Origin of the sequence: Microbacterium algeriense, assembly GCF_008868005.1 — a bacterium.
In the GTDB taxonomy this organism is placed as follows: Bacteria; Actinomycetota; Actinomycetes; order Actinomycetales; family Microbacteriaceae; genus Microbacterium; species Microbacterium algeriense.
The window spans coordinates 963,294-982,926 of sequence record NZ_WAAO01000002.1; the positions used below are offsets into that span (position 1 = coordinate 963,294).

The following is a 19,633-nucleotide window of genomic DNA, read 5'->3' on the forward strand; positions in this document are numbered from 1 at the left end:
TCAGGCGGAGCCCTGCCGACGGCGACGGATGAGGACACCCGCGGCCCCGACGGCCAGAAGCGCGGCCCCGAGCAGCAGAGTCCCCCAGGGGTCTCCTCCCGTGCTCGGGAGGCTTCCCGATGCCTCTCCCGACGGAGAGGGCGATGGTGTCGGAGGCACGGGAGGCGTCGGCGGCGCTGCGGCCCAGACCGCATACAGGACGACGTCGGCGGTCAAGGTCGAGAGGGAGAGACGGTCGAAGGCGGCGTCTGCGGTCTCGGCGTCCGGGCTGGTCGCCCAGCCGAGGAAGGTGGTGCCGGGACCGCTGAGTCCCAGATCGGACGCATCCGGATACGTCACGGACGCCCCCGGAGGGCCGTCCCAGACGACCGTGCCGTCACTCCCCCCGTTCTCGTGGAAGGTGACCGAGAACCGGGGGTCCGGGTCGGCGTACACCGCGAGCAGGGTCACGTCCGCCCCGGAGAAGCGCACGGTACGACCGGCCTGATACAGCCCGTCGAGGGACACCGGACTCGTGATGATGCGTGCGACGGCCATCGTCGGTCGCCGCCAGCCGACGAAGACCTCCTCGCCGCGCGTGAGGGACGAGCCGTCGGCGACGATCGCGCTCGCACCGGTGTCGTAGCCGAGCGGATCGGCCGGCACCGTGCCGCCGGTGTTGCCGTCCCCGTCATAGGTCAGCGTGAAGGGTGCGCCGACCGGCTGCTGCCACCGCGCGTACAGCCGCAGGTCGGAGCCGACCGGGGTGTCGAAGTCGTACGGCACGAAGTACCCGTCGTCGGTGCGCTGATACCAGCCGACGAACGTCTGCCCGTCGGGCTGCGGCGGCAGCGGGCCCGGGGAGGTCGCGGCGGCCTGGTCCTCCACGGTCTGCGTCAGATTCCCGATCGGATCCGGCGAGGAGGGATGATCGTAGAACTCCACGGTGTGCGGATCCGTGAGCCACTTCGCGTACAGGACGAGGTTGCTCGCGGGCATGGTCGCCCCCTCGAAGCGGAACGGCACGTTGAACTCGGAATCCGTGAACCAGCCGAGGAAGACGTCGCGTCCGCGGCTCGGGTCGGCGGGAGCTCTCGTCTGGAGGTCACCCTGATACGGGATCGCCTGCACGGGCGGGATCACGGTGCCGCCGCCCGTGACGAAGGTGAGCGCATACGTGTTGCGGCTGTAGAACTGGTAGCGGTAGCGGTCGTTGGTGTTCCTGCTGTTGTTGAGCTGATAGAGCCGGCCGGATGCCGCGTCGAGCTGGAAGTAGTTGCCCTGCGTGTTGGCACCGGTGCCGTAGCCCACGTAGGAGGAGAACCCGTCGATCACGCTCGCGACCTGACGATCTCCGACCGACGCCCAGTACCACGGTGTCCGGTATGCGCTGAAGACCTGATGGCCCGGGGCCACTTCTGCCCTGACCGTGGTCTTGTCGTTGTTGTAGAGCGTCGCCACGCGAACGGGGTCGTTGGGGGTCCCGTCCGGTCCGAGCACCGCGTCCGGCGCCGGCTGCGATTGGTCGAGTGACTCCAGGTAGTCGTAGCGCTGGGTGAGCACCTGGGTGCTCGCTGCGGCCATCTTCCCGGTCATCGACATGGTGCGCGCCGCGAGGTTCACGGAGCCGGCATCCGCCCCCGCGCCCGTGTAGCTCGCCGTGAAGGTCTCCGGCGTGAACTGCTGCGGTCCCCAGCCTCGCAGGACGCAGTTCTGAGTCTGGGTGCCCGCGTCGTACGCGGTGATCATCCCTGAGCCGTCGGTTTGCGAGAGCGGCACCGGTGCCACCCCGGCGGTCTGCATGTTGAAGCCGATCTTCTCCCGCACGGAGAACGTCCCGAGGAGCTGCCCGCCACCGGGGACGGTGCCCTGGTAGTAGGTGGTGCCGCCGACGTCCATCGTCACGTCGTACGTGCCGACGGCGCTGCAGGCGGCCGGCACGTTCGCAGAGCTGCCAGGGGCGATCAGCACGAAGTCCGCCCGCCACAGTGCCCGGGTCAGGTACACGTTCACCACGGTGGATCCGTCACCGCGCACCGTGACGTCCTGCTGGCTGACCGCGAGATCGGCGAAGGCGAGCGGATCGGACTGCACGAGTGCGGGGTCGAGCTGCGCCTGGACCAGATCCTGGATCGCGGGAGGAAGCGCCTCCTTCGTGGTGGGGCCGCCCACGGCCGTGCCGGCGGTCGCGGTCGACGCCACGTCGTCGAGGAAGGTGTACGTCGCCGGATCCGCGATCTGGGCTGCGCTCAGGGCGCCGTCCGACGGACCCCATGCCGGAATGCTCCCTCCCGCGGGCGTGAACACCGGCGACGGGTAGGAATCCGCGACGACATTGGACTTCTCGAGCCAGTAGCTCACGTGGTATTCGACGCTCTCGCCGACCCACCCCGCGTACAGCGTCGTGGGCTCCGTGATCGGAAGCGTGACGGTTTGCGTGCGTGCGGCATCGGCCCACCAGTTCGTGAACGAGTACCCGGTCCTGGTCGGCGGCGGCACCGCCGCGAGGTCGCTCGCGGTGAACGCGGTGTCGGGCTCGATCACGAACACAGGGTTCACGGCGGTGCCATCGGTCACGAACGAGACGGCGAAACCCGCGGCGAAGATCGGGATGAGGTGCAAGTTCTCCGTGACGGGAGAGGAGAAGTCGTACGGGGCGCGGGTGGGGTCCCCCTGCCGGTACCACTCCCCCGTGAAGACCATTCCCTCCGGAACCTGCGTCACATCCGGAGCGATCTCACCGAGCGGCTGGCCGTTCTCCACCTCGTCGGAGTCGATGATCCGACGCGCGTCCGCGCCGCTCGGCCCCGCCAGGAACTGGACGACCCTCATGTCGGTGAAGCGGGCGTCGACGACGAGGTCCCCGGTGATCACGGTCCGCGCGAAGTCGAAGGGCACCTCCTGCCCGCCGGACTCCGTCACCCAGCCGTCGAAGACTCCGTCCTCGGCGGGAGGTGCAGGCTGCCGAGGGGCGAGCCCGCCGTCGGCGACCTGGACGGTGGCGATCGGGACGTCGAGGGAGCGGAACGTGACGGTGTGATAGTTCCAGATGCCCGGTGTGGTCGGACCTCCGGCCGGCGCTGCCGCGAACGCGGGCTGGGTGACGACGGCCGGCGCGAGGAGAGCGAGCACGAGAGCGGCGGCGGCCGTGACCTGACGAGCCTTCGAGAACCTGATGCCGTCACCTCCCCCCGACGTCACCGTGCGATCAGATCGTTACAGTGTGGCACCGGCGCGGTCGGAGGGCCAGACCCTCTTCGTGCTCCGCCGTCGACGGGGAGCACGCGACATCAGGCTCTCCTCCCCGCCCCGGACAGGCTTCCCCACGCGTTGAGGATCCAGCCGTGCTCAGCGCGCTCGTACACGATGCGGGTGTGATTGCGGTCCGTCGATCCCTGCCAGAACTCGACGCGGTCCGGCACGATCCGCCAGAGCACCCATGCCCCGTCGGCGATGCCGTCCCGCGCGGCCGCGGAGCGAGCGGCCAGATCCGCGGCGCTCTCGGCGGCCGATGCCTCCTGCACGGCTCCGCGCACGCGCACGGCTCGAACGAGGGGCTGCCACCAGAAGTTCAGCGCGGCAGCGGGTCGTGCGGCCAGCTGCCTCGCCTTGCGCGAGGACCTCGGCCCGGCGAAGGCCCAGCCGCGGGCGTCGACGTCCTTGAGGATCAGCGTGCGGGCGTCCGGGATGCCGTCGCCGTCGACCGTCGCCAGTGTCGCCGAGTGCGGTTCCGGGACGCCGGCGGAGGAGGCCGTCGCGATCCAGTCTCGGAACAGCGTCACCGGCTCCGGGGGAAGCGTCGCGGCATCGAGCGGAGGAGCGCTGCCCGTCAGAGCAGGCTGCGCACGCAGCCAGGAGGCGGTCTCGGACGGAGAAGCGCTGTGCTCTGCGGACATGCGTCCGACTATGCCACGGGATCGGGCGGACCGATCCCGCGACAGGTCAGGCGAGCTCGATGAGGTCCTGGTACTCCTGGCTCCAGATGTCCTCGACGCCGTCGGGCAGGATCAGCACACGCTCGGGGTTGAGCGACTGCACGGCACCGGGGTCGTGCGACACGAGGACGACGGCGCCCTCGTAGTGCGCGAGCGCACCGAGGATCTCCTCGCGTGACGCGGGATCGAGGTTGTTCGTCGGCTCATCGAGGAGCAGCAGGTTCGCCGAGGAGACCACGAGCGTCGCGAGCGAGAGCCGCGTCTTCTCTCCACCCGACAGGACTCCCGCAGGCTTCAGCACATCGTCGCCCGTGAACAGGAACGATCCGAGCACCTTGCGGGCCTCGGTCTCGGTGATGTGCGGTGCTGCGGAGACCATGTTCTCCAGCACCGAGCGGTTCACGTCGAGGTTCTCGTGCTCCTGGGCGTAGTAGCCGACCTTGAGGCCGTGTCCCGGCTCGAGCTGCCCGGTGTCGGGCTGGTCGACGCCGGCGAGCATGCGCAGCAGCGTGGTCTTGCCCGCGCCGTTGAGCCCGAGCACGACCACCTTGGAGCCGCGATCGATCGCGAGGTCGACATCGGTGAAGATCTCGAGCGACCCATACGACTTCGAGAGCCCGGATGCCATCATCGGGGTCTTCCCGCAGGGTGCCGGCTTCGGGAAGCGCAGCTTGGCGACCCGATCTTCCTGGCGCACCTCGTCGAGCCCCGCGAGCAGCTTCTCGGCACGCGCGATCATCTGGTGCGCGGCAGCCGCCTTCGAGGCCTTCGCCCCGAAGCGCGCGGCCTGCAGCTGCAGGGTCGTCGCCTTCTTCTCGGCGTTCGCGCGCTCCTTCTTGCGGCGCTCCTCATCGGCCACCCGCTGACGCAGGTAGTTCTTCCAGTTCATGTTGTACGTGTCGATGACCTGACGGTTCGCGTCGAGGTAGAACACGCGGTTGACCGTCTCCCCGACGAGCTCCACGTCGTGGCTGATCACGATCAGCCCGCCCTTGTAGCCCTTGAGGAACTCGCGCAGCCACACGACACTGTCGGCGTCGAGGTGGTTCGTCGGCTCGTCGAGGATCATCGTCTGCGCGTCGGAGAAGAGGATCCGCGCGAGCTCGATGCGGCGACGCTGTCCACCGGAGAGGGTCGACAGCGGCTGGTCGAGGATGCGGTCGGGAAGCGACAGGTTGTTGGCGATGGACGCCGCCTCCGCCTCCGCCGCATAGCCGCCCTGGGCCTCGAACTGCTCGGTGAGCCGGGCGTAGCGCTTCATCGCCTTGTCTGCCACCGCGGGGTCGTCCGACCCCATCGCGAGGGCCGCCTCCGTCATGCCGAGGTTGAGCTGACCGAGCCCACGGGCGTCGAGGATGCGTGTGCGCGCGAGGTCTTCGGGGTTGCCCGAACGCGGGTCCTGCGGAAGGTAGCCCAGTTCGCCGGAGCGGGTCACGCTTCCGCCGGATGGCAGCACGTCTCCGGCGAGCACCTTGGTGAGCGTCGTCTTGCCGGCCCCGTTGCGGCCGACGAGTCCGATCTTGTCTCCGTCGGCGACGCGGAACGAGACGTTCTCCATCAGCAGGCGCGCGCCAACGCGGATCTCGAGGTCGTGCACGGCAAGCACAGCGGACGTCCGTTCTTTCGGGGAGGGTGTTCGACCGATCGGCCAGCCTCCCAGTATAAGCGGCGCAGCCGAGGGTTCCGCCCAGCAAGATCACTCCGGAGGGTGACGAGGGCGATACCGCGGAGGGATGACCATGGCGGGACCAGGCGCATAGCGTGCCGGAGTGGACATCCTCAACGAGTTGATCATGCAGGCCATCGCCTCCCCGTGGCTGTATCTGGTGCTGCTGTCCGTCACCATCATCGACGGCTTCTTCCCACCCGTGCCCAGCGAGACGGTGCTCGTCGCCGCCGCAGCGGTGGCGACATCGACCGGAGAGGGGAACCTCCTGCTGCTCGGGGTGGTCGCCGCCGTCGGCGCGGCCATCGGAGACAACATCGCGTTCTGGATCGGCCGGCGCATCGGGACGGAGCGCTTCGCGTGGATGCGTCGGCCCCGGGTGGCGGCGGCCTTCGCGCACGCCCAGCGCGCGCTCGATCGACGCAGTGCCACGCTCATCCTCGGCGCCCGGTACATCCCGGTGGGGCGTGTCGCGGTCAACATGACCGCCGGCGGACTCGGCTTCCCCTGGCGACGCTTCCTCCCGCTGAGCCTGGTCGCCGGACTCAGCTGGAGCGCGTTCAGCCTGATGATCGGACTGCTGGCCGGAGCGTGGATCAAGGACCAGCCGCTGCTCAGCGCCGGGCTCGGCATCGTCGTCGCACTGGTGATCGGCGTCGTGATCGACCGGATCGCGGCGGCCCGCCGTCGCCGTGAGCCCGCCCCGCACCTGGCAGGATGACAGTCATGGCACGTCGCCGAGAGCCCACACCGAGCCGCGCACGGATGAGCCGCCGCACCTTCGCCCTCGGGGCGCTGGGTGCGGCGGTCCTCACCCTGTACGCGGTCCTCGTGCCTCTGCAGACCGTCCTCTACGGAACGCCCCTTCCGCTCTCGTTCATCCTCGGCGCCGCCCTCTGCGCCGCGCCGCTGCTCGCCGTCTCACGTCCGCGGCGGGCCATCGCGCTGTTCACCGCCGGCGCTCTTCTGCTGCCGCTCATCGTCGTGCCGGAGCAGGCCGTGCAGTCGCCGTGGCCGTGGTCGGTCCCCGCCCTCCTCATCTTCGTCCTGTTCGTCGGCGTGGTGACCTTCCTGCATGGGGCGAGGCTCGGCGCGTTCACTCTCATCCTCGGCGCGATCGCGTCGCTCCTGGCACCGCTGCTGCGGCCCGACGTGGTCGCCCTCCCGGAGTCGTCGGCCAGCGCCACAGCCGATCTGATCGTGACGACCTCCGTCGCCTCCGCGATGTTCCTGATCGCCGCCCTGGTCGCCGCCCGGGTCAGGGTCGCCGCCGAGCTGACGCGTGAGAAGGAGCACAGCGCCCTGGAGGAGGCCCGGCGCGCGCTCGTCGAAGAGCGCACCAGGATCGCCAGGGAGCTGCACGATGTGGTCGCCCACAGCATGTCCGTGATCCAGGTGCAGGCTTCGACGGCGCGCTACCGGATCCCGGACCTCGGCGAGGCGGCGACGGCGGAGTTCGACGACATCGCCGCCACCGCCAGGAGCTCCCTCACCGAGATGCGGCGCATGCTGGGCGTGCTCCGCACGGAGGACCAGAGCGCGGAGCTGGCCCCGCAGCAGGGCGTCTCCGACATCCCGGCCCTCGTCGACAGCATCCGCCGCGCCGGCGTCGAGGTCGGCCTCGTGATCGAGGGCGGCGACCTCGCCGAGACCGCCGGCCCCGCCGTGCAGATCGCGGCCTTCCGCATCGTCCAGGAGGCTCTGAGCAACGCCGTGCGCCATGCGCCGGGTGCCCGGATCGCTGTGCGGCTGCGGGCGGAGGACCGGAGCATCCGCATCCGCGTGCTCAACCAGAACCCGCCACGCAGCGCGGAGCACCATGGCGGGGGCTACGGACTCCGCGGCATGCGCGAGCGTTCGGAGATCCTCGGCGGAAGCCTCACCGCCGGCCCCTCGCCCGAGGGCGGATGGGTCGTCGAAGCCGTGCTGCCTCTCGACCCCGAGCCGACCACGACGGTCACCGCACCCGCACCCGCACCCGCACCCGACAAGGAGACTCCGTGACGATCAGCGTGCTCATCGCCGACGACCAGGCCATGGTCCGCGCAGGATTCGCCGCCCTCCTCGACGCGCACGAGGGCATCCGTGTAACCGGCCAGGCGGCGACCGGCGCCGAGGCGGTGACTCTGGCCGCGCGCCTGGACCCCGACGTGATCCTGATGGACGTGCGGATGCCGGAGCTCGACGGCATCGAGGCGACCAGGCGGATCCTCGGACCGGGCTATCCTGCCGCCCACGTCCCCCGCATCCTCATGCTCACCACCTTCGACATCGACGACTACGTGTACGACGCTCTCGAAGCGGGAGCAAGCGGCTTCCTCCTCAAGGACGCGCTCCCCGAGGAGCTCGTGCACGCCGTGCGCGTCGTCGCCGGCGGGGATGCGCTCCTGGCGCCGAGCGTCACTCGACGGATGATCGAGCAGTTCGCGGGCCGGCGGCCCCGCGCACCGCGGTCCGCCACCGCACTGGCCGAGCTCACGGACCGGGAGCGCGAAGTGCTCGTGCTGATCGGGCGCGGGCGATCCAACAGCGAGATCGCCGCCGACCTCTTCATCGCCGAGCAGACGGTCAAGACGCATGTCGGCAAGGTTCTCGCGAAGCTGCACCTGCGCGATCGCGTGCACGCGGTGATCCTCGCCTACGACACCGGGCTGGTCGAGCCCACCGCCTGAGTCACCCCGCGGTAGGGGTGCGGACGGCACCAGAGGGTGATGCTCCCCGCGACACCGCGTCCATAGTCTCCGAGGACACCACCCCGAGGAGGACTCATGGCCATCGTCCAGGCGCCGCCCGCCGCCGCTCCGGCGCACCCCCGCCCCGCATCCCGCGACACCGCGATCGACTTCGTCCGGGCGCTCTGCGTGCTCGGCGTCGTGCTCCTGCACGCGATCATGGTCGGTGTCACGGTCTCGGAGGGCGGACCCCTCTTCGAGAACGCGAGCGACGGCACCGCCTGGATCGCCCCTCTCAGCTGGCTCCTGCAGGTCATGCCGCTCTTCTTCGTGATCGGCGGCTTCTCGGGCTCCATCGCCTATCGCCGGCTGCACGAGCGCGGTGGGTCCGCCGTGGACTTCGTCGCCGGACGCGTGCACCGTCTCCTGCGCCCCGCGATGTACGTCGTCGCTGCCGTCGCCCTCGCCCTCGCGGCTCTCACCGTCGCCGGGGTCCCGGCGGAGCTGATCGCCACGGCGGGCTTCCGCTACGGGCAGCCCCTGTGGTTCCTCGGCGTCTTCCTGCTCTGCCAGGCGCTGCTGCCCTGGCTCGTCTCCGCCCACCGGAGGGCTCCGCTGCGCGCCATCGGCGCTCTGGCGCTCGCCGCCGTGGTCGTCGACGTCGTGCGCGCCGCGACCGGCGTCGAAGGGCTCGGCTTCCTGAACCTCGGCTTCGTCTGGCTGACACTGCAGCAGCTCGGGTTCTTCCTCGCGGACGGCTCTATCGATGCACTCAGCCGGAAGGTCAGGGGCACGGCCGGACTCGGCGCCCTGCTGGTGCTCGCGGTGACGTTCCTCGCCGGTGTCTACTCCCCCGACCTCATCGCGAACATCAACCCGCCGACGACGGCGCTGCTGCTCGTCGGGGTCGCGCACACCAGCCTGCTCTCGTTGCACCGCGCTCGGATCGAGCGGTTCAGCCGCCGTCCCCTCGTCGCGGGCTTCACCGGATTCGTGACCAGGCGCGCCATGACGATCTACCTCTGGCACATGCCGATGCTGCTGCTCATGGCGGGCACCACCGCGGTGTTCTCCCTCACCGCCGGAATCTCCCTTCCCGCACTGGACAGCGCGGAGTGGTGGGCGGGACGGCCGCTCTGGCTCGCCGTCGCCCTGGCCCTCACCGCGCTCGCCGCCCTGGCGTTCTCGCGGTTCGAGACGCAGTCGCCGCCCGTGGCCACCGCCTCGACGCACCGCCTCGTGCTCGGCACGTTGAGCGGCCTGATCGGGATCGTCCTGCTCCTCGTGCTCGGGACCTCGGTCGCGACCGCCGTGATCGCCATCGCGCTGATCGCCGGCGCTCTGCGCCTGGCCTCGCTGAGCGCGCACGTGCCTGTCCGCGGCGGGACGCTCGGGCTGCTCTGAGGGTCAGCCCAACCCGCGAGCCGCGAGCGCCTCGCCGACGTCGTCCGCATGACGGAGCGACAGCACGAGCAGCGGGACGGCGGAGCGTGCACCCAGCCGGACGCCCCGCGCCTGCTCCGCCTCGCGCACCCGCGCCGCGAAACCCGCGATGACCGGCACCGTGGTGAGGGTGAGCGAGATGGTGAGCGCGGCCGCGTCCGGGTCGAGCCCGAATCGCCGCAGGGGGCGCAGCAGGCGATCCAGCACCGCCATGAGCTCGGACATCCGCGTCGTCGACGTCAGCAGACTCGCCAGCAGCAGCACCGCCGCCACCCGGCCCGTGTTGATCCATGCCGCGGCGGGCGAGACGAAGACGGCCAGGGCGACGGCGAGGACCGCGAGGATCCAGCGCAGTCGCCAGAGCTCCCGGAGCGGCAGTCGGAGCGGGAGCCCGCCGACCACGGACAGCCCGAGGACGAGGAGGAGCGACACGCCGATGCTCACGACGTCGTGAGGGAAGAGGGAGAGCACGAGGGCGCCCGACGCCAGCGCCGCGAGCTTGAACCCCGCCGAGGTGCGGTGGAGCAGGCCCGCACCGGGGTGATACAGCGGGATCATGCGCAGCGTCGGCGGTACGCCGCGATCACGGAGGAAGGCTCCCCGGAAGCGGCCACCCGCCCGTCCTCGAACAGCACCGCCGCCGCGCAGCGCCCGGCGAGCTCCAGATCGTGTGTGACGACGACGACCTGCGCCTGCTGCTCGAGCAGCAGATCGCCGACCCTGCGGGCGTTGCGCAGGTCGAGGAGAGTCGTCGGCTCGTCAGCCACGACCAGTCGCGGCGATGCGATGAGCACGGAGGCGAGAGCGAGCATCTGCTTCTGTCCTCCGGACAGGCTCGAGGCCGGCACGTCGGCGTGACCTCCGAGACCGTGCGCGTCCAGGGTGTCCCGTACGCGCTGCGCGATCTCCGCTCTGGGGCGCCCGCGGAGCGAGAGGGCCAGGTCCTCCGCGGGAGTCGGCATCAGGATCTGCGCGTCGGGGTTGGTGAAGACGAAACCCACCTCCCTGCGGACGGCTGCCCGATCGTGCACGGTGTCGAGACCGTGCACGCAGACGCGTCCGCTGGTGGGAGCGACCAGACCGTTCAGCAGCCGCGCGAAGGTCGACTTCCCCGAGCCGTTCGCCCCGATCACCGCGACGGTCGGCGCGCTCAGATGCAGGGTGACATCGCGCAGCACGGGCCTGTCGTCGAACCGCACCGACACCCCGTCGACCGCGATCGGCGCCGAAGGGCCTCCCGGGGATCCAGACACCGCACTCCTCCCGTCGCCCGCCCTGAACACTGTTCACCTGAACGTCGTTCACTATAATCGGAGGATGTCCCCCGAGCCCAATCCCGCACGCCACGACCGCGAGAGCGTGGCGCGTCACGCTCTCGCCCTGCTCGACGAGGTGGGACTCGCGGACCTGTCCATGCGACGCATCGCCGCCCGTCTCGATGTGCAGCCCAGCGCTCTGTACTGGCACTTCGCGAGCAAGCAGGAGCTCCTCGCCGACCTCGCCGACCGGATCACGGGGTCGATTCCTCGGGGCAGCACCGACGTGCTCGCGACCGCACGCGGCATCCGCGACGCGCTGTTCGCCTACCGCGACGGCGCGGAGCTCGTCCTCAGCACGTATGCGCTGCAACTCGGATCGTCACACGCGCAGGCGGCCCTGACCGAGGCGCTGCGGTCGCAAGGCGCCGCAGCAGCCGAGGATCGCGGCGCGGCGATCCTGCACTTCGTCCTCGGTCACGCCACGCTCGTGCAGCAGCGCATGCACGCCGACAGTCACGGTGCGCTCGGCGGCGACGGCGAGGTCGACGTGACGGCGGGTCTCGACCGCGTCTTCGACCTCGGCGTCGTCGCGATCGCCGGAGACCTCAGCGCGCCGGCGTCTCCGCCGCGTGTCCGAGCCTGAGGCCGGGGACGATCGCGAGGGCGATGAGAACGGCGCCGAAGGCGAACACCACCGCGAAGGCGTCGGCGCCCCCTCCGAGGGAGGCCACGCCGAGCCCGGCGAAGGCGATCGCCACGGCCGACCCCGTCGCGTCCGAGATCGACAGCGCCGAGGAGTTGAACCCCTGGTTCGTCTCATCCGAGTACGCGAGCGTCAGGACGGTCAGACGCGGGTAGAGCAGCCCCATCCCGCCACCCGCGAACCCCCACCCCACGACGACGAGGGCGGCCGACACGTCGAACAGCGCGGCGGCGAGCACGCAGAGCATGGCGATCAGCAGCGCGCTGAGAGCGATCACCGTGATCCGGTGATTCCCCAGCCGTTCGCCGAAGCGCCCCTGCAGCGCGGAGGCGCCGGCCCAGGCCAGGGCGGCGAGCATCAGCGCGATCCCCGCCCACGTGGCCGAGAAGTCATACTTCCGCATGAGCAGGTACGGGATGTACGCCTCCGCCGCGAAGAACGCACCGGCCGCGATGCCCCGCATGAGCACGACGCTGGGCAGCCCCGCCCCGGCCCGGAGAGTGCGCCGCGGCAGCAGCGGCAGCACGGCACACCCGATCAGGATCATGGCGCCGAGCGCGACCGGCCATCCGACCGCCGGGGAGAGCTCGGCCGAGAAGCCGATCGCCACGGCGAGCACGGCCACGACCACGGCGAGCAGCAGCCGGACGACCAGGGCGCGACGGTCCTGCGGCTCCCCGCCACCGAGATCGACGCCGCGCAGTCGCACCGCGACCAGGACGAACGCCGCGGACGTGAGCACGGCGACGCCGAGGAAGGCCCAGCGCCAGTCGAGGTACTCCGCCACCGCGCCCGCCAGGAACGGGCCGATCATGGAGGGCACGACCCACGCCGCCGCGAACGCCGCGAAGATCCGCCCGTGCAGATTCGGCGGGTACAGGCGCGCGACCAGCACATACAGGGCGACGGTCTGCCCGCCGGCCCCGAGCCCCTGCACCAGACGGCCGATCAGGAACTGATGCATCGTGAGGGCGAGACCGGAGATCAGCAGGCCGGCGATGAACAGGGCCACGGCGGCGTACAGCGCCCCGCGGGGCCCCTTCGCGTCCGACCACGCTCCCGTGGCGACCATGCCGATGACGCTCGTCGCGAGGGTTCCAGCGAACGCGACGGCGAAGAGCGCCTCCCCATCGAGGGCTTCGCTGACGATCGGCATGACCGTCGTGACGGCGAGGGCCTCGATCGCCGCGAGGAAGATCAGCGCCACCGCACCCAGTGTCACCCAGAGGCGTTGATGGTCCCAGATCGTCGCGGTCGTGGCCGGAGCGCTCATCGACCGACGAGCGCCGCGATGCGCTCGATGGCCTCGGTGAGGATCTCGGGGCTCGTGCCGAAGTTCAGCCGCACGTGGCCGGCGCCCTCATCACCGAAGGCCGGCCCGAAGTGGAGGGCCACCTTGGCGTCTCTCAGGATGCGTCGCGCCGGGTTGTCTCCCCAGCCCAGCGCGGACAGGTCGATCCACGCCAGGTATCCGGCGTCCGGAATCCGATAGCGCGCGCCCGGCAGGTGCGCCGCGAGGAGGTCTTCCAGGAGGACGCGGTTCTCGTCGAGTGTGCGGAGCAGCCCGTCGAGCCACGGATCGCTCTCCTCGGAGAACGCGGCGACGGCGGCGAGGAGCCCGAACTGCCCGGTGCGCCACTCCACCTCGACGGGAAGCCCGCGCACCACCGCGCTCGTCTCGTCGTCCGCGGTGACCATGAGCGCGCACTTGAGCCCAGCCAGATTGAACGCCTTGCTGGCGCTCACCACCGCGTAGCCCACACGCTGAGCGGCATCGCTCACCGCCAGGAACGGCGTGAAGCCCGCGCCGGGCTGCGCGAGCGGCGCGTGGATCTCATCCGACACCACCGCAGCGCCGAACTCCTCGGCCAGCTCCGCGAGAGCGGCCAGGCTGTCGCGGTCGTGCGCGGTCCCGGTCGGGTTGTGCGGGTTGCACAGCAGGATCGCGGTCGCGCCATCGTCGAAGGCGGCGCGGATGCCGTCGAGATCCAGTTCCCAGCGGGTCCCGGTGTCGCGCAGCGGCACCCGCTCGATCTCGGCACCGGCCTCTTCCACGAGGTCGTAGAACGGCGGGTAGACGGGCGGCGTCACGACCACCCGCTCGCCCGGCTGCGTCACCCGGCGAAGGATCTCCACGATGCCCATGCTCACATCCGCCGTGCTGCGGATCCGCGCCGGGTCAGGCTCCCACCCGTAGCGTCGGGAGGCGAAGCCGGCGAAGGCCGCGGCGAGAGGGGTCTTCGATGCCATGTAGCCGGTGTCGCCGATCTCCACCGCGCGCTGCAGCGCCTCGGTGATGGCGGGCGCGAGGGGGAAGTCCGTCTCGGCGACGAACAGCGGAAGCACATCCGCCGGATACTCCCGCCACTTCTCGCTGGTGCGCTCGCGGAGTTCCGCCAAGGACAGGGCTTTCACCTGAAGCATTCGTTCTCCCGAGTCTCGCCCCGCATCGGTGCGGAGTCAGCGAAGCGGGCGCGTGGTCGCGCCCGCTTCGGCCTGCAGCAAGTGGTGTGCGGTCAGATGGCGAAGCCGAGTGCCCGCATCATGTCGCGACCGTCGTCGGTGATCCGCTCCGGACCCCACGGCGGCATCCAGACCCAGTTGATCCGGAAGCGGTCGACGACGTTGTCCAGCGCCTGAGCGGTCTGGTCCTCGAGCACGTCGGTGAGCGGGCAGCCGGCGCTGGTCAGCGTCATGTGGATGACGAGAGCGTCGTTCTCGTCATCCCACGCGAGGTCGTAGATGAGACCGAGATCCACGACGTTGATCCCGAGTTCGGGATCCATGACGTCTTTGAGGGCCTCCGTGACCGCGTCGTACTTCTCGTCCGTCAGCGTCGCTGTCATGCGATCAGCCTACGCCTCGATGGGGGCTGCGGGGTCGAGGAAGCGGTCGTATCCCTCGTTCTCGAGCCGGTCGGCGAGCTCGGGCCCGCCTTCTTCGACGATCTTGCCGGCGACGACCACGTGCACGAAGTCGGGGCGGATGTAGCGGAGGATGCGCGTGTAGTGGGTGATCAGCAGCACGCCGAGGCCGGTGGCCTCCTTGGCGCGGTTGACGCCCTCCGAGACGATCTTCAGCGCGTCGACGTCCAGACCGGAGTCCGTCTCGTCGAGGACCGCGAACTTCGGCTTGAGCACCTCGAGCTGGAGGATCTCGTGACGCTTCTTCTCGCCACCGGAGAAGCCCTCGTTGACGTTGCGCTGGGCGAACTTCGGGTCCATGCGCAGGTTCGCCATGGCCGCCTTGACGTCCTTGGTCCAGCCGCGGATCGAGGGCGCTTCGCCGTCCAGAGCGGTCTTCGCCGTACGCAGGAAGTTGGTCACCGTGACGCCGGGGATCTCCACCGGGTACTGCATCGCGAGGAACAGGCCGGCGCGGGCGCGCTCGTCGACGCTCATCTCCAGGACGTCCTGGCCGTCGAACGTGATGGAACCGGACGTGACGGTGTACTTGGGGTGACCGGCGATCGTGTACGCCAGCGTCGACTTGCCGGAGCCGTTGGGGCCCATGATGGCGTGGGTCTCACCCGTGTTCATGGTGAGGTTGATTCCGTTGAGGATCGGGGTGGTCCCCGCCTCGGTCTCGACCGTCACATGCAGGTCGCGGATCTCGAGAACAGACATTCTTCAGACTTCCTTCGTCACAGTCGGATCGATGAGCACGTCGTCGCCGTCGATCTCGACGACGTAGACCGGAACGGGCTCATATGCGGGGAGATTCTGGGGCTTGCCGGTGATCAGGGAGAAGGCCGAGCCGTGAGCCCAGCACTCCACCGTGTCGCCTTCCACGAAGCCCTCGGACAGCGAGATGTCGCCGTGGGTGCAGGTGTCGCCGATCGCGTGGATGACACCATCGCCGTCCTTGATGACGGTGATCGGCACACCGTTCGGCTCGACGCGCAGCGGGGTGTCCTGTTCGAGCTCGGACACGCCACAGACGCGCTGGGCCGTCACGCGTCGACCTCGGCGAGTTCGGCCTCGATCGCGGCCAGCAGCTCCGCCTCCAGGTCGGGGATGCCCAGACGCAGCACGATGTCCGTCAGGAAGCCGAGGACCACCAGTCGGCGGGCCTCCTCCTCCGGGATGCCGCGTGCCTGCAGGTAGAACAGCTGCTCGTCGTCGAAGCGACCGGTCGCGCTCGCGTGGCCGGCGCCGAGGATGTCGCCGGTCTCGATCTCGAGGTTCGGGATCGAGTCGGCGCGCGCGCCCTCCGTGAGGACGAGGTTGCGGTTCGCCTCGTAGGAGTCGGTACCCGTGGCGTCAGCCCCGATCAGCACATCGCCGATCCAGACGCTGTGGGCGCTCTCCCCCTGAAGCGCACCCTTGTAGAGCACGTCGCCCTTGGTGTGCGGGCCCTTGTGGTGCAGGTAGACCTGGCTCTCCAGGTGCTGACCCGCGTCGGCGTAGGACAGGCCGTAGAGGTAGCCCTCGGAGCCGGAGCCGGCGAGCTCCACGCTCGGGTTCACGCGTACGACCCCGCCGCCGAAGCTCACGACGAAGTGCTTGAGCGTGGCATCCGCACCGACTCGCGCCTGGTGCGCCGCAGCGTGCACGGCGTCGTCGTCCCACTGCTGGACCGTCACGACGGTGAGCTTGGCCCCGTCGCGGACGATGATCTCGACGTTCTGCGCGTACTGGGCGGAGCCCTTGTGCTGCAGCACGACCGTCGCCGCGCTGTGCTCGAGCGCCTCGATCACGATGTGGGCATCGGCACGACGGTCAGCGCCGCGGCCGGTGAGAGCGACGAGGATCGGCTCGGCGACCTCCTCCTCGCGGGGGATGCGCACGTGAAGAGCCTCTGTGCTGCCCTGCCACGCCACCGCCGCGGTCACGTCCTCCGCGAGGAAGACCTCTCCGCGCGGGGCGTCGCCGGCAGCGAGGCCCGCCGCGACGTACTCTCCACCGGAGACGAAGCTCACGTCCACGCCGTCGTTCGACGTCGCAGTCGTGAACAGCGGGGAGAGCTGACCGACGGGGGTGTGCTTCCAGTTGACCTCACGGCCGGTGGGGGCACCGAAGTCCGTCGGCTCGAAGGAGTGCGGACGCTCGGAGCGGGTCTGCACCGGGACGAATCCCGCGTCGGCGACCTGGGCTGCCGGGTCGATGTGCGCGTTCGTGTGCTGCGCCTCGCTGGGCGCTGTCGTCGAGGCCGCCATTTAGCCGACCGATCCTTCCATGCCCATCTCGATGAGCTTGTTCAGTTCCATCGCGTACTCCATCGGCAGCTCGCGCGCGATCGGCTCGATGAAGCCGCGCACGATCATCGCCATCGCCTCGTCCTCGGGCATGCCGCGGGACTGCAGGTAGAAGAGCTGCTCCTCGCTGACCTTGGAGACCGTGGCCTCATGGCCGAGCTGCACGTCGTCGACGCGGATGTCGATCGCGGGGTAGGTGTCGGAGCGGGACTTCGTGTCCACCAGCAGCGCGTCGCACCGGACGGTGTTCGCGGAGTGGTGCGCGTTGGCGTCCACGCGGACCTCGCCGCGGTAGCCGGCGCGGCCGCCGCCCCGCGCGATCGACTTCGAGACGATCGACGACTGCGTGTACGGAGCCATGTGGATCATCTTCGCTCCGGCGTCCTGGTGCTGACCGGGACCGGCGAAGGCGACCGAGAGGGTCTCGCCCTTGGCGTGCTCGCCCATCAGGTAGATCGACGGGTACTTCATCGTCACCTTGGAGCCGATGTTGCCGTCGACCCACTCCATGGTCGCGCCCTCGTGCGCCACGGCGCGCTTGGTGACCAGGTTGTAGACGTTGTTCGACCAGTTCTGGATCGTCGTGTAGCGCACGCGGGCGTTCTTCTTCACGATGATCTCGACGACGGCCGAGTGCAGGGAGTCCGACTTGTAGATCGGGGCGGTGCAGCCCTCGATGTAGTGGACGTAGCTGTCCTCGTCGGCGATGATCAGGGTCCGCTCGAACTGGCCCATGTTCTCGGTGTTGATCCGGAAGTAGGCCTGCAGCGGGATCTCCACGTGCACGCCCTTGGGGACGTAGACGAACGAGCCGCCCGACCAGACGGCGGTGTTCAGCGCGGCGAACTTGTTGTCGCCGGCGGGGATCACCGTGCCGAAGTACTCCTCGAAGAACTCGGGGTGCTCGCGCAGCGCGGTGTCGGTGTCCATGAAGATGACGCCCTGGGCCTCGAGGTCCTCACGGATCTGGTGGTAGACGACCTCGGACTCGTACTGCGCGGCCACGCCGGCGACGAGACGCTGGCGCTCGGCCTCGGGAATGCCGAGGCGTTCGTACGTCTCGCGGATCTCGGCGGGGAGATCCTCCCAGCTCTGCGCCTGCTTCTCGGTGGAGCGGACGAAGTACTTGATGTTGTCGAAGTCGATGTCGCTGAGGTCGGCACCCCACGTCGGCATCGGCTTGCGCCCGAAGAGCTGATAGCCCTTGAGACGGGTCTTCAGCATCCACTCGGGTTCGTTCTTGAGGGCGGAGATCCCGCGGACGACCTCCTCGGAGATCCCTCGCTTGGCGACGGCACCCGCAGCGTCCTCGTCGTGCCAGCCGAACTCGTACACCCCCAGACCGTCAAGCTCTGGGCGGTCGATCAGCACATCCGACATCCAACACTCTCCTCACAGGTCCCAAACGGTGTCATCCGCCCCGACACACCTGATCCCCGTCGAGTCTGCGGGAGCGGGTGCCGTTGGTGGGCCCTCATCACGGGCGCTTCCATCGCGCCTAAACTGTTGACGATGCTTCAGCGCTGTCAGCGCCCATCGCAACAATCCGATTCTACAGGTTCCGCCTGACGGACGGGCCATCATGCCCTCGTCTCATGCGGTCCGGAGGACTTATGCCCGAGACGACGATCCCCGCCACTCCGACGACGCGGTCGACTCCGCCTCCGTCCGCTCTGTGGGGTCGCGCTCTGACGGTCTTCGCGTGGCTGTCCTTCCTCAGCGAGACCATCATCATCGGCACGGGCGGCGCGGTGCGGCTGACCGGGTCGGGACTCGGCTGCACCGAGTGGCCCCTGTGCACCCCCGAGTCGCTGGTGCCCATCGTCGAGGTGCAGGGCATCCACGGCATGATCGAGTTCGGCAACCGGCTGATGACGGGCGTGGTGGGCATCATCGCGCTCGTCGTCGTGCTCCTGGTCCTGCGCCTGTTCAGCGGACGCCGAGCCCTCATCACCACTCTCTGGTACGCCGTGGGCGGCATCGCGGCCGCAGCGGTCGCCTACGCGATCGCCTCGCCGTTCCACATCCCGGCGTTCCCTGTCGCTTCCGCAGTGCTTCTCCTGGCGGTCATCGCCGCCGCGGTGCACGCCGTGCGGACCACACCGGCTCGACGCGACCTCGTACTCCTGTCGTGGCTCACCCTGATCGGCGTCGTGGCCCAGGCGCTCGTCGGCGGGATCACGGTGCTGACGGGCCTCAACCCGTTCATCGTGGGCTTCCACTACACGTCATCCCTGCTGCTGGTCTGCATCACCGCCGCCTTCCTGGTGCGCCTGAAGACGGCACCCGGCCCCCGGGAACGCGCCGTTCCCGCCTGGTTCGCCGCCGTCACCCATGTGACGGGCCTCGCCCTCGCGGTGACCATCGTGTTCGGCGTGCTCACCACGGGCTCCGGTCCCCACTCCGGCGACGCGGACGTCCTCCGGCACGGCTTCGACGCCACGGTCCTCGCGCACGTGCACTCCTGGCCGGGCTACATCCTCGCCGCGCTCGTGCTGTTCCTGACCGTCGCAGCGTGGGTGCTGCGACTGGAGCCGCGCCGCTGGCTGCTCGTGCTCGTGATCGCGATCCTGGTGCAGGTCGGCGTCGGCGTCTGGCAGGCCCGCGAAGGACTGCCGCCGGTGCTCGTTGGCATCCACATGGTCCTGGCGTCGCTCTCCGCCGCCACCTACACGGTCGTGGTGCTCCACCTCAAGCGATCGATCCCCGTCGCACCCTGAAACCCCACAGACGATCCACAGCTTGCGCATCGCCGACTCATCAGCGCATGCGCAAGGGT

Annotated in this window: 18 protein-coding genes; 6 read left to right on the forward strand and 12 right to left on the reverse strand. The window is 69.8% G+C overall.

Translation table 11 applies throughout. The features are described 5' to 3' along the window. The 3 genes from F6A08_RS12255 to abc-f form a co-directional block, all read right to left on the reverse strand. Complete coding sequence (locus F6A08_RS12255; RefSeq protein WP_151459560.1) at positions 1–3,180, reverse strand: InlB B-repeat-containing protein; 3,180 nt, start codon at positions 3,178–3,180, stop codon at positions 1–3. An 89-nt stretch (positions 3,181–3,269) separates the two neighbouring features. Beyond that, positions 3,270–3,875 carry a pyridoxine/pyridoxamine 5'-phosphate oxidase gene (locus F6A08_RS12260; protein WP_151459561.1) on the reverse strand — a complete coding sequence of 202 codons (606 nt, stop codon included), beginning with the start codon at positions 3,873–3,875 and terminating at the stop codon, positions 3,270–3,272. 46 nt (positions 3,876–3,921) lie between these two features. Continuing rightward, positions 3,922–5,520: a ribosomal protection-like ABC-F family protein gene (abc-f, locus tag F6A08_RS12265; RefSeq protein ID WP_017202270.1), complete on the reverse strand. Its 1,599-nt coding sequence runs from the start codon at positions 5,518–5,520 to the stop codon at positions 3,922–3,924. A 163-nt stretch (positions 5,521–5,683) separates the two neighbouring features. Between abc-f and F6A08_RS12270 the strand changes: the two genes are divergently transcribed. The 4 genes from F6A08_RS12270 to F6A08_RS12285 all read left to right on the forward strand — a co-directional run bounded on the left by F6A08_RS12270 (position 5,684) and on the right by F6A08_RS12285 (position 9,656). Then, positions 5,684–6,301, forward strand: a complete 618-nt coding sequence (locus F6A08_RS12270) for a DedA family protein (RefSeq protein ID WP_151459562.1) — start codon at positions 5,684–5,686, stop codon at positions 6,299–6,301. Positions 6,302–6,306: 5 nt separating this feature from the next. After that, positions 6,307–7,584 carry a sensor histidine kinase gene (locus tag F6A08_RS12275; RefSeq protein WP_151459563.1) on the forward strand — a complete coding sequence of 426 codons (1,278 nt, stop codon included), beginning with the start codon at positions 6,307–6,309 and terminating at the stop codon, positions 7,582–7,584. Continuing rightward, on the forward strand, positions 7,581–8,252 hold the full coding sequence (locus tag F6A08_RS12280) for a response regulator (RefSeq protein ID WP_151459564.1): 672 nt from the start codon (positions 7,581–7,583) through the stop codon (positions 8,250–8,252). The genes F6A08_RS12275 and F6A08_RS12280 overlap by 4 nt, the downstream gene beginning before the upstream one ends. Before the next feature lie 96 nt (positions 8,253–8,348). Continuing rightward, positions 8,349–9,656, forward strand: coding sequence for an acyltransferase family protein (locus F6A08_RS12285; protein ID WP_151459565.1), 1,308 nt, complete (start codon positions 8,349–8,351; stop codon positions 9,654–9,656). A gap of 3 nt (positions 9,657–9,659) precedes the next feature. Here F6A08_RS12285 and F6A08_RS12290 read toward each other — a convergent pair whose 3' ends face one another. Together F6A08_RS12290 and F6A08_RS12295 are read right to left on the reverse strand one after the other, a co-directional pair. Continuing rightward, positions 9,660–10,253 carry a CbiQ family ECF transporter T component gene (locus F6A08_RS12290; protein ID WP_151459566.1) on the reverse strand — a complete coding sequence of 198 codons (594 nt, stop codon included), beginning with the start codon at positions 10,251–10,253 and terminating at the stop codon, positions 9,660–9,662. Beyond that, positions 10,250–10,948 (reverse strand): energy-coupling factor ABC transporter ATP-binding protein, encoded by a 699-nt coding sequence (locus F6A08_RS12295; RefSeq protein WP_151459567.1) that lies wholly within the window; start codon positions 10,946–10,948, stop codon positions 10,250–10,252. The genes F6A08_RS12290 and F6A08_RS12295 overlap by 4 nt, the downstream gene beginning before the upstream one ends. Before the next feature lie 64 nt (positions 10,949–11,012). Here F6A08_RS12295 and F6A08_RS12300 point away from each other — a divergent pair, with 64 nt between their 5' ends. Next, entirely contained in the window at positions 11,013–11,597 is a 585-nt protein-coding gene (locus F6A08_RS12300) for a TetR family transcriptional regulator (RefSeq protein ID WP_151459568.1), read from the forward strand. On the opposite strand, the gene F6A08_RS12305 is transcribed toward F6A08_RS12300, so the two are convergent. The 7 genes from F6A08_RS12305 to sufB all read right to left on the reverse strand — a co-directional run bounded on the left by F6A08_RS12305 (position 11,560) and on the right by sufB (position 18,234). Beyond that, the gene (locus F6A08_RS12305; protein WP_151459569.1) at positions 11,560–12,930 is read right to left on the reverse strand and encodes an MFS transporter; all 1,371 of its coding nucleotides are present in this window, start codon (positions 12,928–12,930) and stop codon (positions 11,560–11,562) included. The genes F6A08_RS12300 and F6A08_RS12305 overlap by 38 nt on opposite strands. Next, positions 12,927–14,081: a MalY/PatB family protein gene (locus tag F6A08_RS12310; protein WP_151459570.1), complete on the reverse strand. Its 1,155-nt coding sequence runs from the start codon at positions 14,079–14,081 to the stop codon at positions 12,927–12,929. Before F6A08_RS12310 ends, F6A08_RS12305 begins: the two co-directional genes overlap by 4 nt. 92 nt (positions 14,082–14,173) lie before the next feature. Further along, entirely contained in the window at positions 14,174–14,503 is a 330-nt protein-coding gene (locus F6A08_RS12315; RefSeq protein WP_017202280.1) for a metal-sulfur cluster assembly factor, read from the reverse strand. Positions 14,504–14,512: 9 nt separating this feature from the next. Then, positions 14,513–15,283, reverse strand: coding sequence for a Fe-S cluster assembly ATPase SufC (sufC, locus tag F6A08_RS12320; protein ID WP_017202281.1), 771 nt, complete (start codon positions 15,281–15,283; stop codon positions 14,513–14,515). 3 nt (positions 15,284–15,286) lie between these two features. Then, entirely contained in the window at positions 15,287–15,613 is a 327-nt protein-coding gene (locus tag F6A08_RS12325) for a non-heme iron oxygenase ferredoxin subunit (protein ID WP_026049738.1), read from the reverse strand. Beyond that, the gene (sufD, locus tag F6A08_RS12330; protein WP_017202283.1) at positions 15,610–16,815 is read right to left on the reverse strand and encodes a Fe-S cluster assembly protein SufD; all 1,206 of its coding nucleotides are present in this window, start codon (positions 16,813–16,815) and stop codon (positions 15,610–15,612) included. The genes F6A08_RS12325 and sufD overlap by 4 nt, the downstream gene beginning before the upstream one ends. Further along, positions 16,816–18,234 (reverse strand): Fe-S cluster assembly protein SufB, encoded by a 1,419-nt coding sequence (gene sufB, locus F6A08_RS12335; protein ID WP_124895647.1) that lies wholly within the window; start codon positions 18,232–18,234, stop codon positions 16,816–16,818. It lies immediately after the preceding gene. A 233-nt stretch (positions 18,235–18,467) separates the two neighbouring features. Here sufB and F6A08_RS12340 point away from each other — a divergent pair, with 233 nt between their 5' ends. Further along, the gene (locus F6A08_RS12340) at positions 18,468–19,574 is read left to right on the forward strand and encodes a COX15/CtaA family protein (protein ID WP_017202285.1); all 1,107 of its coding nucleotides are present in this window, start codon (positions 18,468–18,470) and stop codon (positions 19,572–19,574) included. The last annotated feature ends 59 nt before the right edge of the window (positions 19,575–19,633 follow it).